Genomic DNA, 12,571 nt, shown 5'->3' with positions numbered 1-12,571 from the left:
TCGGGTGGCGAGCGCCAGCGGGTGGCGATCGCGCGGGCTTTCCTCGCCTATGCGCGGATCCTCATCCTGGACGAGGCGACGTCGAGCCTCGATTCGGAATCGGAGGTGCTGATCCAACAGGCGATGGAGCGCTTGATGGTCGGCCGTACGACGCTGGTCATCGCGCACCGGCTTTCAACGGTGCGGGCGCTGGACAGGCTTCTGGTGTTCGATCGCGGCCGCATCGTCGAAGAGGGTTCGCATGACCAACTGATCCGGCTGCAAGGCGGCATCTACCGCCGGCTGTTCGAGCGCCAGGCGCTCGAATTGACCAAAGGGCTGGCGATCTGACGGGTTACAGCGCCGCGTGTCTTAATGGACACGCGGCGCTGCCGCCTTTTCATCGCCTTCGTCATGTTCTATGTCTGCCGCTGAGCGCGGGGGCGTGTCTTGTCAATACGAAAACCATCCGGTACGCCCAGCCCATGACAGTTACCGTCCGTTTCGCCCCATCACCGACCGGCCGCATTCATATCGGCAATGCGCGCACCGCGCTGTTCAACTGGCTGTTCGCCATGAACAACAAGGGCCGCTTCATCCAGCGTTTCGACGACACCGACGTCGCGCGCTCGACGCAAGAATTCTCCGACGCCATTCTCTACGACCTGCATTGGCTGGGCATCTTTCCTGACGCCACGGAATACCAGTCACGGCGCTTCGAGATCTACGATGCGATGGTGGAGAAATTGAAGGCGGCGCGCCTTCTCTATGCCTGCTACGAAACCCCGGAAGAGCTCGATCTCAGGCGAAAGGTGCGCCGCACGCGCGGCCTGCCGCCGGTCTATGGTCGGGAGGCGCTGACGCTGACACCTGAGCAGGTCGCCGAATACCAGGCAGATGGCCGCCGGCCGCACTGGCGCTTTCTCCTGCCCAATTTCAGCAGTGATCCCTTAGCGCCGGAGCGCACCGAAATCCACTGGAACGATCTGGTGCGCGGCGAGGAAACCGTCGATCTTGCCTCGCTTTCCGATCCGGTTCTGCTGCGCGAGGACGGCACCTATCTCTACACTTTGCCTTCGGTGGTCGACGATATTGAGATGGGCATCAGCCATGTCATCCGCGGCGACGACCACGTCACCAATACCGGCGTGCAGATCGCGCTGTTCCAGGCGCTGGGTGCCGAGCCGCCGGTGTTCGGCCACCATAATCTCTTGACCACCGCATCGGGCGAGGGCCTGTCGAAGCGGAGCGGCGCGCTCTCGATCGAGAGCCTGCGCGAGACCGGCATCGAGCCGATGGCCGTCGCCTCGCTGGCCGTGCTTGTCGGCACCTCGGAAAATGTCGTGGCGGTGCCTGACATGGCCGAGCTTGCCCGGCGCTTCGATCCGGCCGCGACGTCGAAATCTGCCGCCAAGTTCGATCCGGACGAGCTCTTCGTGCTCAATCGCACACTGCTGCACCATATGCCGTTTTCCGAGGCGCGCGACCGACTGATCGTGCTCGGCATCTCCGGCGAACAGGCCGAGCCCTTCTGGCTGGCGGTGCGCGGCAATCTCGACAGGTTGGCCGATGCAGCGATCTGGTGGCGCACACTTCGCGACGGCCCGCAGGAGCAGCCGGACTTTTCCGATATCGACCGCGATTTCCTTCGCCAGGCGTTCGATCTTTTGCCGGAAGATCCCTGGAACGGGTCGGTCTGGAAGGAGTGGACGGGCAGGATCAGGGAAGCGACCGGCCGCAAGGGCAAGGCGCTGTTCATGCCGCTCAGGCTGGCGCTTACTGGACAGCCTTCGGGGCCGGAGCTTGCAGACCTGTTGCCGCTGCTGGGTCGGGAAGGAACGCTGGCCCGACGGCCCTGACCTTGCGCTGCTCCGGCGGCAGCAAGGTCGTCGGCAAGGGCTTTACGGCGAGACGCTTGATGGCTTCGCGATCGAGCCCGCCTTCGACATTGGCCAAAGTCTCGGGGTCGGCGCCTGGATCGGGTTTGGCGACCGGTACCGGAACGAACGGCGTGGTCTCCACGTCGGCCTCGGACTGCTCCGGGCTTGGCGGATTGCCGGCGACGATCTCGAAATTCCGTCCGGCGTTGCAGCCGCAGGCCGGCTGGCGCGATGTTTCGGGCTGCTTGTAGAGATAGGCGGTCGGCAGTTCGCTGTAGGGCCTGCCGGTTATCGAAGACGTCATGTCAGCCGAATCGTCACCAATGCCGCGCGTATAGAACACCTGCATCTCGGTGCCGGGGCAGCTCGAATCACAATTCTTCTGGTCGCGCTCGAAATCGCCCAGCGAGGCGGCGTTCGACATCGGGAAGAAATAGCCGTCGCAGGTGCGCACACACATTGTGCGGAATTCGCCGCCAAGACGTGGCAGGTCCATGCCGTCTGGCCGATTGATCATGGCGCGGATACCGCGTTGTTCATCGGGATCGCTCGGCTCATCCAGCGCATCGGGCTGACTTCTGGCGTCGCCCAAAAGCCGATCGAGCAGATTTCCTTTGCCGTTTTCACGGTTCGCTTCGAGGACAGGGGCACGCCTCGAAGGCACGGCGCTGTCGCGGCATCCATTGGCGTCGAGCGAGGCCAGTATGCGCGCTCGATCACGTCGCGAGCCGCCGCCGGCGAGCTGCGCGCGCTTGACCTGCAGGGCATCGAGATTGGCGTTCATGCGGTCGAGCGTGGCCTCGAGTGCAGCGCATGCGTTGCGATTGCGGCCGACCAGCGAAAAGCCGCAGCCGGCGCTGTCGAACTGGCGGCTTGCCTTTGAAATCTGCTCGCGCTGCCGCATGATCGCGTCATCGTATTTCCTGAGCAGAGCCGGCTTGCCACCGCCGCCACGCGCAGCGGCCGCGAGATCGGTCTCCAACTGGCGGCAAACACGGGAGGCGGCCTGCGGCTCCGTGACGGCAAAGCTTGATAACGCCAGGGCACCGAGCAGTACGGCGGCATGCGTCAGCTTCCACCCTCCGCGCGTCATTCGTCTGAGCTCCGTTTACCCGACCGTCGAGAAAGCTACCGCGTTTGCGGTTAACTGTTTGTTCAGCTTACCGTGAAAGCCCGCTCTAGCCCAGATTTACGACCGCCTGCGCCTTGTGAGCTGCTTCGACCACGGCGAGCGCCGTCATGTTGACGACGCCGCGTGACGTCACCGACGGCGTCAAAATATGCGCCGGTTTGTCGGTGCCGAGCAGGATCGGCCCGACATGCAGCGCGTCCATCATCGTGCGCAGCGCGGTGAGCGTGATGTTCGCCGAATCGAGATTGGGGAACACCAGCAGATTGGCCTCGCCCTTCAGCCGCGAATGCGGATAGACGCGCTGGCGCAGCTCCTCCGACAGAGCCGAGTCGGCATGCATCTCGCCGTCGCATTGCAGGTCTGGCGCGATGCGCGCCAGGATCGCCGCCGCTTGCCGCATCTTGAGCGCGCTTGGCGAATCGCGCGAGCCAAAATCCGAATGCGACAGCAGGGCGGCCTTGGGCTCGATGCCGAAGCGCTGGATTTCTTCGGCCGCCAGCACCGTCATCTCGGCGATCTCCTCGGCCGTCGGATCGACGGTGACATGGGTGTCGGTGAGGAAAATGATGCCGCGCTGCGAGATCAGCATGGAAAGCGTCGACAGGTCGTGATCCCTGATACCGGCGCGCGGGCCAATGATCAGGGTGACATTGCGCAAATGCCGCTCGAAACGTCCTTCCAGGCCGCAGACCATGGCGTCGGCGTCGCCACGCTTGAGGGCAAGTGCTGCGATCACCGTGTTGTCGGTGCGCACCATGGTGCGCGCGGCTTCCGTCGTCACGCCGCGCCGGCCGGCGAGCTCGATCAAAAGATCGACATAGTGGCGATAACGGGGATCGTCCTCCGGATTGATCAGGCCGAAGTCGACGCCCGGCTTGATGCGCAGCCCGTAGCGTTTCAGCCTGACCTCGATGACATGCGGTCGGCCGATCAGGATTGGCTCGGCTATGCCTTCTTCCAGCACTACTTGCGCGGCGCGCAGCACGCGCTCGTCCTCGCCGTCGGCATAGATGACGCGCTTGGCGTTCGATGTCTTGGCCATCGTGAACACCGGCTTCATGACCAGGCCGGAGCGGAAGACGAAGCGGTTCAGCGTGTCGATATAGACCGTCATATCGGTGATCGGCCGTGTTGCGACGCCGGTGTCGCAGGCGGCCTTGGCCACCGCCGGCGCGATGCGCAGGATCAGCCTGGGGTCGAAGGGCGAGGGGATCAGGAAATCGGGCCCGAAGATCGGCGTTTCGCCGGAATAGGCGCGGGCGGCGACATCGGATGGCTCTTCGCGGGCAAGGGCTGCGATCGCCCGCACCGCGGCCATCTTCATCTCTTCGTTGATGGCGCTGGCGCCGCAGTCCAGCGCGCCACGGAATATATAAGGAAAGCAGAGTACGTTGTTGACTTGATTGGGGAAATCCGAACGGCCGGTGCAGATCATCGCATCGGGCCGTGCAGCTCGTGCTACTTCCGGCATGATCTCGGGATTGGGGTTGGCCAGGGCCAGGATCAGCGGCTTTGGCGCCATGTGCTGGAGCAATTCCGGTTTCAGCACGCCGGCGGCCGAAAGACCCAGGAACACGTCGGCGCCGGGCAGCACATCGGCCAGCGTGCGCGCCTCGGTATCTTTCACGTAGGGGTCTTTCCAGCGGTCCATCTCGTCGACGCGGCCCTTGTAGGCGACGCCGAAACGGTCGGTGACCCAGATGTTTTCGACGCGCGCGCCGAGCAAAACCAGCAAGTTGAGGCAGGCAAGGGCCGCAGCTCCGGCGCCGGAGGTGACGATCTTGATGTCTGAGATCGTCTTGCCGGCGAACTCCAGCCCGTTGAGCACGGCGGCGGCGACGATGATCGCGGTGCCGTGCTGGTCGTCATGGAAGACCGGTATGGCCATGCGGGCCTTCAGCCGTTCCTCGACCTCGAAGCATTCGGGCGCCTTTATGTCCTCGAGGTTGATGCCGCCGAAGGTCGGCTCCAGCGCCGAGATCGTCTCGACCATGCGCTCGATGTCAGGCGCGTCGATCTCGATGTCGAAGACGTCGATGCCGGCGAACTTCTTGAACAGCACCGCCTTGCCTTCCATCACCGGCTTGGAGGCGAGCGGGCCGATATTGCCAAGACCGAGCACGGCCGAACCATTGGAGACGACGCCGACCAGATTGGCTCGCGCCGTGTAGTCAGCGGCGGTTGCTGGATTGTCGCGGATTTCCAAACAGGGCGCCGCGACGCCGGGCGAATAGGCAAGCGCCAGGTCGCGCTGGTTGCCGAGCGGCTTGGTTGCCTGGATTTCAAGCTTTCCAGGCCTTGGATGCTTGTGAAAATAGAGGGCGGCTTCGTCGAGGTCCGACCGGGCTGCTTTTTTGCTTTCGCCTTCCATACGGGCCTCCCTGCGATCCTGCCTTGACGCCCTTTTAGCATGCAGCGTTGGTTTTTCACGATGCCAAATGACGCAACCGCCAATTAGGCGGAAGAATCATCAAAAACTCATCTATGTCAGATTGTTGCAATGAAATTCTCACCTGCCGTGTCGCGGCCGGCGCGGCTGTCATCGAGCGCCTCGCGCGGCCGGGTGGTCCGGTCAAGTCGCGTCTGGACGACCATCAAGAAGTCTCCAGACGCTATCGACAATGGTCGGCCGTGGCCGCCGTTTCGCAATCACGGCAAGTGGCCACGCTGGCAGCGATACGCCGGTGATCGGTGCATAGCGGACGCCCCGAAACATAAGGCGCTGTGTCGATCGTGGCAGCAGGGCCGCGCCCAAGCCGGCGGACACGAGCGAGAGCATGGTTAGTGCCCGCGTTGCCTCCTGGACGATCCGCACGTCGAGGCCAGCCTTGGTGAACGTGTCCATGATGCGGGCATGGAGCGCCGGGCCTTGTGCAGCCGGAAACATGATGAGCCCATGGTGGGCAATGTCCGCCAGCGTCACCCCGTGTGTCTGCCGGTCATCTGGCAGAACGGCGACGAGATCTTCAGCAGGATAGTCATGGACGTCGAGACGTTCGTCGGTCCCGAGCGGTGGATGCACGAAACCGACGTCGATCTCACTGCGCGACAACGCCGCAATCTGCTCATTGGTGGACGCCTCGATGAGCTTTGGACGGATGTCCGGATATTTCTCGCGAAGCCGAGACAGGAGATGCGGCAGATGCTCGTAGAGAGCCGCCGAAACGAAGCCGACCCTGATCTCGCCAGCTTCGCCGTCATGCGCTGCGCGGGCGATGTGAAGCGCCGAATCGGCGTGCCGCACGGATGCCCGAGCCTCGTCTACGAAGGCCGAGCCTGCGCGCGTCAGGGTTAGGCGGCGGTTGGCTCGCTCGAACAGCTTGACGCCGAGCTCCTTCTCCAGACGCCCGATCGATTGACTAAGCGGAGGCTGCGCCATGGCCAGCCGCAGGGCTGCACGCCCCATATGCAATTCCTCCGCAACAGCGAGGAAATGTCGCAAATGCCGAAGTTCCATATCTTGATGATATCAAAAATCATTGAACACGTCATCGATAGGATATCGAATAGCTGACAGTCTTTCCGGAACGCAATTGCGACCGGAGATATCATGATGTCCCACTTTACCGTCCTCCCCCTCGTGCTCACAGCAGCCATGATGGCCGCCGCTCCAGCATCGGCAGGAGTGCCGGATCTCGTCCGGGTCGACAGGTTCGTCGAACTTCGGACGGGCGAGCGCCTCTTCGTCCGGGAGGTGCGCCGTCCTGGCGCAGCGTCCGAAGCCAACTCCGCCGTCCTCCTCATCCATGGCGCACGCGTGCCCGGCGTTGCGTCCTTCGATCTGCCCGTTGCGGGCGGATCGCTTGCCGCCGACCTCGCGGCTGACGGGCATCTTGTCTATGTCCTGGATATTCGCGGCTACGGCGCATCGAGCCGCCCTGCGGCCATGAACAGGCCGCCCGACCAGTCCGCTCCTCTGATCCGCACCGAAGACGTCGTGGCGGATATTTCCGCAACGGTCGACGCCATCGCCAAATGGAGCGACGTTTCAAGGGTCAGCCTCGTCGGCTGGGCCACCGGCGGGCATTGGGCCGGCGCTTATGCCAGCCGGTTTCCGCAGACGGTTGATCGGCTCGTCCTCTACAACACCCTGTATGGAGGCTCAGACCGGCATCCCACCCTTGGTACCGGCTCGCCGCTTGAAAATCCCGACCGGCCTGGGACGTTTAGTATCCAATCGTTCGGCGGTTATCGGCTGAATACACGTGCGACCCTATTCAACGCCTGGGACGACAGCATCCCGGTCGCGGACAAGGCTCAGTGGCGCGATCCCGCGGTGACGGCGGCCTATGGTGATGCGGCACTCGCCTCCGACGAGACGGCGTCGACGCGCCAGCCGCCGAGTTTCCGGTCACCGAGCGGCGCCATGGCCGACAGCTTCGAACTGGCATTCGATCGCCGGCAATGGTCTGCCGCGGCACTCACCATGCCAGTGCTCGTCATCCGCTCCGGACGGGATTTCTGGAGCCGGCCGGAGGATGCGAAGACAATCGTAGACGAAGCACCAAAAGCGGAACGTCTGGACATCCCGGACGCCACGCACTTCGTCCATCTCGACCGCGAGGCCGCAGGACGGGGCGTGTTCCTCGACGCTGTGAAGCGGTTTCTCGGTCGCCCGGAGGGATGAACCATGAAGGGTCGTTCATGTGTCCTGCGGGAGCAGCAGCTGCACCAACAGTGTCATACTGGCCGCTCCTTGCGCCGCGCGATCAGAACGCGCTGACATAGGCGCCGCCGTCGACCGGTATGTTCTGCCCGGTCAGGTAGCCGGCATGGACCGAGCACAGGAAGGCGCAGATCTGGCCGAATTCCTCTGGCGTGCCGAGCCGCTTGGCCGGAACGTTGGCTGCTGCCTCGGTCTTGCGCGCGGCGGCGGCAGCCGGATCTTCGGGAGTGCCGGCTTCGTGCGGGGGGCGCAGCCGGTCGGTGTCGATCTTGCCCGGCAGCATGTTGTTGATCGTCACATTGCGGTCGATCACCGTCCGCGCCACGCCGGCAAGGAACGACGTCAGGCCGGCGCGTGCGCCGGACGACAGATCGAGGCCCGGAATGGGAACATAGACCGACAGCGAGGTGATGTTGACGATGCGGCCGAAGCCGCGCTCGGCCATGCCGTCGATCACAGCCTGAACCAGTTCGACCGGGGTCACCATATTCTGGGTGACGCCTTCGAGAATCTTTTCGCGGTCGAGCTCGCGGAAATCGCGAAACGGCGGTCCGCCATTGTTGTTGACGAGGATATCGGGATCGGGGCAGGCGGCAAGCAGCGCCTTCTGCACCTCGCGCTTCGACACGTCGCCGACGATCTCGGTCACCTTGACGCCAAATCTTTCGCGCAGTTCGGCGGCGGTCTTTGCCAGTTGGTCGGCGTTGCGCCCATTGACGACCAGATCACAGCCGGCCTCGGCCAGCGCCATGGCGCAGCCCCGCCCAAGGCCCTTGCCCGAAGCACAGACGATGGCCTTTTTTCCGCGTATACCGAGATCCATGGCGATTTCTCCTCTGATTTGCGCGGCAAACTAGCCCTTTGGCTGGACCAATCGCAACCGTCATACGGTTGTTGCATGAATCGGGGCATAGCCAACGCGAAAGCAACGGTGAGAATCCCATGCCTGGCGCAGAGCCCCGCACTTTCCGCAGCATGTTCATCTCCGACGTCCATCTCGGATCGAAGGCTGCTAAGGCCGAGTTCCTGATCGATTTCCTGCGCCATCACGACGCCGATATCATCTATCTCGTCGGCGATATCGTCGACGGCTGGCGGCTGAGACGGAGCTGGCACTGGCCACAGAGCCACAATGACGTCGTCCAGAAATTGCTGCGCAAGGCACGCAAGGGCGCCACCATCACCTACATCGCCGGCAATCACGACGAGTTCGCGCGCCAGTTCCAGGGCGTGCATTTCGGCGGCATCGTCGTCGCCGATCGCGCCACCCACGAGACCGCCGACGGCAAACGTTTTCTTGTCATCCATGGCGACCAGTTCGATACCGTCGTCCACAATGCGCGCTGGCTCGCCTATCTCGGCGACTACGCCTATGACGGGGCCATGCTCGTCAACCGCGTGGTGACGCGGCTTCGCCAACTGCTTGGCCTGCCTTACTGGTCGTTTTCGTCCTGGGCCAAGGTCAACGTCAAAAAGGCGGTGAATTTCATCGGATCGTTCCAGACCATGCTGACCGAGGAAGCGCGCCGTTCGCATGTCGACGGCGTGATCTGCGGTCACATCCACCACGCCGCGATCGAAAACTACGAGGATGTGCAGTATATCAACACCGGCGACTGGGTGGAGAGCTGCACCGCGGTGGTCGAACATTTCGACGGCCAGATGGAGATCCTGCACTGGGCGCACGTCCTGCCGGAGGCGCCGGTCGGCAGCGAGCTGCTGGTGCCGATCGACATCAAGGGCAGGGCGGTCCAGGCGGCCTGACCAACCCGACCTCAACTCCCTCTAATCGATTAGTCCACGCGGTTCCGCCGACTTTTTCAGCATGTTATGAGATTGCGTGCGCTGCAGGCCGACTCAGCCCAACGGAGCGCCGACGGATTGCCCGCTGATGTCCTCCCTGCCGCCGCTTTCACCTGAACAGCTCGTCAAGCCGCGTCATTTCGAACTGCGCATGGGCCTGATTTTCTTCACGCTTTTCGTGCCGCTGGGGACGCATTTGCCATATTTCCCGCTGTGGCTGCAGGCGGAAGGTTTTGATGCCGAACAGATAGCGGTCATTCTCGCAGCACCAATGTTCCTGCGCGTGGTGACGACGCCATTGCTGACGGCACTGGCAGACAGGGCGAGCGACCGCGCCCACGTCTATGTCGCGCTGATGGCCGCATCGCTGGCGCTGTCCGCGGGTTATTTCCTGACGCCGACCTACGCCATCGTGCTCGCCGTCTCGCTGGCGCTCGCTGTCGTCTGGACGCCGCATTCGCCGATCGCCGATTCGCTGGCGCTGTCGGGGGTGCGCCGCTTCGGCTCCAACTACGCAAGCATGCGCAAATGGGGATCGATCTCCTATCTGTGCGCAAATCTTGCGGGCGGTTTCATCCTGTCGCGGACCGGCGCCCAGGCTGTTCCGATGATCATTTTCGTGGCGTTTGGCGCTGCACTTGTCGTCGGACTGATCGCGCCGCGGCTCGGCCGCCCCCGCCGTGCTTCGCCGCTTTCGGCGACCGACATTCAGCAATCGGCACCAAAACTCCTCAACGCCTATTTCCTGTATTTCTCCATCGGCGTCGGCGTCATCACCGCCAGCCACGCATTTCTCTACGGCTTCGTGTCGATCTACTGGAAATCGATCGGCATCGGCGATCAGGTTGTCGGGCTGCTTTGGGGTTGGGGTGTGGTGGCCGAGATCGGCATGTTCATGATCTTCACCCGGGTTTTCGGCTCCTTCTCGGTCGTGTCGATCATGGTGATGGCCGGAATAGGCGCGATCGTGCGCTGGATTGCCTTCCCCTTGGTCTGGCCGCTCGGCCTTGGGGTTGCCGGATTTTTCGCAGTCCAGACGCTGCACGCGGTTTCCGTGGCGCTGGTCCTGATCGGCTTGCAAAAAATGATCGGCGAGACGGTCGCGGAGGAACGCACCGGGGCCGCTCAAGGCATCGCCTATTTCTCCAACGGCTTTTTCACGGCCGTGGTGACGCTCATGTCCGGCCCTCTCTATGACCGCTTCGGCGTGGATGGGTTTTTTGCCATGATCCCGATCGCTCTGATCGGCTTGGCGCTGATCGGATTTGCAGCGCGTTCAGCCCCACAGCGCCGTATCGGGCGGTGACACCAGCGAACCTTGGTAGACGAGACCGGGAACACGGTCGCGGGCAAGCAGCAGCGGACCGTCGAGATCGACGAAATCGGCATCCTGCGCCAACAGCACGGCCGGCGCCATGGCAAGCGACGTGCCGACCATGCAGCCGACCATGACGCCAAAACCCAGTTCACGGGCGCGGTCGCGAAGGACGAGGGCTGCGGTCAGGCCGCCAGACTTGTCGAGCTTGATGTTGACGGCATCGTACAGGCCGACAAGCGAGGCAAGGCCCTCTGCCTCATGCACGCTTTCATCGGCGCAGATCGGCACCGGATGCGCGATGTGGCGAAGGATGCCGTCACGGCCCGCAGGCAGCGGCTGTTCGATCAGCGCGATGCCGTGCTCGGCGGCAAAGGCCAGGTTTGCAATGACATTGTCGTCCGTCCAGCCCTCATTGGCGTCCAGTATGATGCGGCTCGCCGGTGCTGCCTCTCTTACTGCGCGGATACGGGCTATATCGTTGTCGCCGCCGATCTTGACCTTGAGCAGCGGCCGCGCGGCATTGGCGCGGGCCTGCGCCGCCATCGCTTCGGGCTCGCCGAGCGACAGCGTGTAGGCCGTCTCGATCGCCCTCGGCGGAGCCGCGCAGATGCTGGAGGCGACCGGCTTGCCTGTGATCTTCGCCTCCAGGTCCCACAGCGCGCAGTCGATGGCGTTGCGCGCCGCACCTGCCGGCATGGCGTCGAGCAGCGCGGGCCGGCTGATGTCGCCTTCAATCTGCTCCCGTATCGCCTCGATTGCATCGCGAACACCGTCCATGGTCTCGCCGTAGCGCCTGTAGGGGACGCATTCGCCGCGCCCGCTATGCTCGGCTTGGCTGATCGTGCAAGCGATCACCTCGGCCTCGGTCTTCGAGCCGCGCGAAATGGTGAAGGTTCCGGCGATGGGAAAGCGCTCGGACTCGACCGAAATGACACGCGCCATATTTTTCTGCTCCGGCTGTGCGACAACGAGCTTGTCGGCAAATCGACAGGTGGGTTCCGTCAGGTTAAACAGATTGGCCCGTCAGGCTAAACAGGACGCCATGTTGACCATCCGCAAACGCTTCGCAAGCGGCAAGACCGCCAGGGAGGCCGACCATCAGCCGCGCGTCGCGGTCGGTGAGGAGGGCGGCGTTCTGGGCTGCGCCTTCTCCGGAAACTGGACGACGCGCACCGTGACGCTGGTCGACGCCGAGATGCGCAAGATCGAGAAGCGCAGCGGTTTCCAGACGCTAGCGCTCGACCTCTCGCATATCGAGAAGATGGATACCGCCGGGGCCTGGCTGATCGACCGCCTGGTCAGCGCGTTCGAAAAGAAAGGCGTCGAGATCAGGCTGGAAGGGCAAAGCGAGATCGCCTCGATCCTGCTCGGCGCCGTTGGCGACGCAGTTCGGCGCGAGCCCGATTCCGGCGGCGCAAAGCCGCCCAACATCATCATTCGCGCGCTCGAGGCGGTTGGCCGGCGCGTCTATGAAATGCGCGACGATTTCCTGTCCTCGATGAACATATTGGGCGCCACGATACGCGGCTCGCAGATGAAGCTCGGCCGCGGCCATGCGGTCAATCCGGCGGCGATCTTCAACCAGATCGATCGCATGGGCGTCGGCGCCATCCCGGTGGTCGTGCTGATGTCGGCCATCGTCGGCGCGATCGTCGCCCAGCAAGGCGCCTACCAGCTCAGCTATTTCGGCGCCGATATCTTCGTCGTCGATCTGGTCGGCGTGCTGATCCTGCGCGAACTCGGCGTGCTGATGACCGCGATCATGATCGCCGGCCGTTCGGGCAGCGCCATCA

At 63.4% G+C, this 12,571-nt stretch carries 11 protein-coding genes; 6 read left to right on the top strand and 5 right to left on the bottom strand.

Features of this window, described 5'->3' with window-relative positions; all coding sequences use genetic code 11:
* Nucleotides 1-330 (top strand): ATP-binding cassette domain-containing protein (locus EOB36_RS30395; protein ID WP_128286327.1); only part of this gene is annotated, 330 nt, incomplete at its 5' end.
* A gap of 134 nt (nucleotides 331-464) precedes the next feature.
* Nucleotides 465-1,838 carry a glutamate--tRNA ligase gene (gene gltX / locus EOB36_RS30390; RefSeq protein WP_127204150.1) on the top strand — a complete coding sequence of 458 codons (1,374 nt, stop codon included), beginning with the start codon at nucleotides 465-467 and terminating at the stop codon, nucleotides 1,836-1,838.
* On the opposite strand, the gene EOB36_RS30385 is transcribed toward gltX, so the two are convergent.
* The 3 genes from EOB36_RS30385 to EOB36_RS30375 all read right to left on the bottom strand — a co-directional run bounded on the left by EOB36_RS30385 (nucleotide 1,756) and on the right by EOB36_RS30375 (nucleotide 6,397).
* Nucleotides 1,756-2,952, bottom strand: a complete 1,197-nt coding sequence (locus tag EOB36_RS30385) for a DUF2865 domain-containing protein (protein ID WP_127204149.1) — start codon at nucleotides 2,950-2,952, stop codon at nucleotides 1,756-1,758. The genes gltX and EOB36_RS30385 overlap by 83 nt on opposite strands.
* An 85-nt stretch (nucleotides 2,953-3,037) precedes the next feature.
* Nucleotides 3,038-5,362 carry an NADP-dependent malic enzyme gene (locus EOB36_RS30380; RefSeq protein ID WP_128286326.1) on the bottom strand — a complete coding sequence of 775 codons (2,325 nt, stop codon included), beginning with the start codon at nucleotides 5,360-5,362 and terminating at the stop codon, nucleotides 3,038-3,040.
* 201 nt (nucleotides 5,363-5,563) lie between these two features.
* Nucleotides 5,564-6,397, bottom strand: coding sequence for a LysR family transcriptional regulator (locus EOB36_RS30375; RefSeq protein WP_245461381.1), 834 nt, complete (start codon nucleotides 6,395-6,397; stop codon nucleotides 5,564-5,566).
* Between the two features lie 147 nt (nucleotides 6,398-6,544).
* Between EOB36_RS30375 and EOB36_RS30370 the strand changes: the two genes are divergently transcribed.
* The gene (locus EOB36_RS30370) at nucleotides 6,545-7,618 is read left to right on the top strand and encodes an alpha/beta fold hydrolase (protein WP_128286328.1); all 1,074 of its coding nucleotides are present in this window, start codon (nucleotides 6,545-6,547) and stop codon (nucleotides 7,616-7,618) included.
* 82 nt (nucleotides 7,619-7,700) lie between these two features.
* Here the strand turns inward: EOB36_RS30370 and EOB36_RS30365 are convergent, their stop codons facing one another.
* Nucleotides 7,701-8,480 (bottom strand): SDR family oxidoreductase, encoded by a 780-nt coding sequence (locus tag EOB36_RS30365; protein WP_095485345.1) that lies wholly within the window; start codon nucleotides 8,478-8,480, stop codon nucleotides 7,701-7,703.
* A 119-nt stretch (nucleotides 8,481-8,599) separates the two neighbouring features.
* Between EOB36_RS30365 and EOB36_RS30360 the strand changes: the two genes are divergently transcribed.
* Complete coding sequence (locus EOB36_RS30360; RefSeq protein ID WP_127204145.1) at nucleotides 8,600-9,421, top strand: UDP-2,3-diacylglucosamine diphosphatase; 822 nt, start codon at nucleotides 8,600-8,602, stop codon at nucleotides 9,419-9,421.
* A gap of 127 nt (nucleotides 9,422-9,548) precedes the next feature.
* Nucleotides 9,549-10,766 carry an MFS transporter gene (locus tag EOB36_RS30355; RefSeq protein ID WP_128286325.1) on the top strand — a complete coding sequence of 406 codons (1,218 nt, stop codon included), beginning with the start codon at nucleotides 9,549-9,551 and terminating at the stop codon, nucleotides 10,764-10,766.
* On the opposite strand, the gene dgcA is transcribed toward EOB36_RS30355, so the two are convergent.
* Complete coding sequence (gene dgcA / locus EOB36_RS30350) at nucleotides 10,737-11,720, bottom strand: N-acetyl-D-Glu racemase DgcA (protein ID WP_128286324.1); 984 nt, start codon at nucleotides 11,718-11,720, stop codon at nucleotides 10,737-10,739. The genes EOB36_RS30355 and dgcA overlap by 30 nt on opposite strands.
* 100 nt (nucleotides 11,721-11,820) lie before the next feature.
* Here dgcA and EOB36_RS30345 point away from each other — a divergent pair.
* Nucleotides 11,821-12,571, top strand: a 751-nt coding sequence (locus EOB36_RS30345; protein WP_128286323.1) for an ABC transporter permease, incomplete at its 3' end; no start/stop codon positions are given.

Origin of the sequence: Mesorhizobium sp. M6A.T.Cr.TU.017.01.1.1 (assembly GCF_004023115.1) — a bacterium.
In the GTDB taxonomy this organism is placed as follows: Bacteria; Pseudomonadota; Alphaproteobacteria; order Rhizobiales; family Rhizobiaceae; genus Mesorhizobium; species Mesorhizobium mediterraneum.
The sequence above is the reverse complement of the archived record's forward strand: the minus strand, read 5'-3'. Positions and strand labels throughout refer to the sequence as shown.

Coding starts and splice junctions, on each gene's coding strand:
- gltX (WP_127204150.1), top strand. CDS start 465: ATGACAGTTACCGTCCGTTTCGCCCCATCACCGACCGGCCGCATTCAT.
- EOB36_RS30375 (WP_245461381.1), bottom strand. CDS start 6,397: ATGGGGCGTGCAGCCCTGCGGCTGGCCATGGCGCAGCCTCCGCTTAGT.
- EOB36_RS30360 (WP_127204145.1), top strand. CDS start 8,600: ATGCCTGGCGCAGAGCCCCGCACTTTCCGCAGCATGTTCATCTCCGAC.
- EOB36_RS30385 (WP_127204149.1), bottom strand. CDS start 2,952: ATGACGCGCGGAGGGTGGAAGCTGACGCATGCCGCCGTACTGCTCGGT.
- dgcA (WP_128286324.1), bottom strand. CDS start 11,720: ATGGCGCGTGTCATTTCGGTCGAGTCCGAGCGCTTTCCCATCGCCGGA.
- EOB36_RS30370 (WP_128286328.1), top strand. CDS start 6,545: ATGTCCCACTTTACCGTCCTCCCCCTCGTGCTCACAGCAGCCATGATG.
- EOB36_RS30380 (WP_128286326.1), bottom strand. CDS start 5,362: ATGGAAGGCGAAAGCAAAAAAGCAGCCCGGTCGGACCTCGACGAAGCC.
- EOB36_RS30355 (WP_128286325.1), top strand. CDS start 9,549: ATGTCCTCCCTGCCGCCGCTTTCACCTGAACAGCTCGTCAAGCCGCGT.
- EOB36_RS30365 (WP_095485345.1), bottom strand. CDS start 8,480: ATGGATCTCGGTATACGCGGAAAAAAGGCCATCGTCTGTGCTTCGGGC.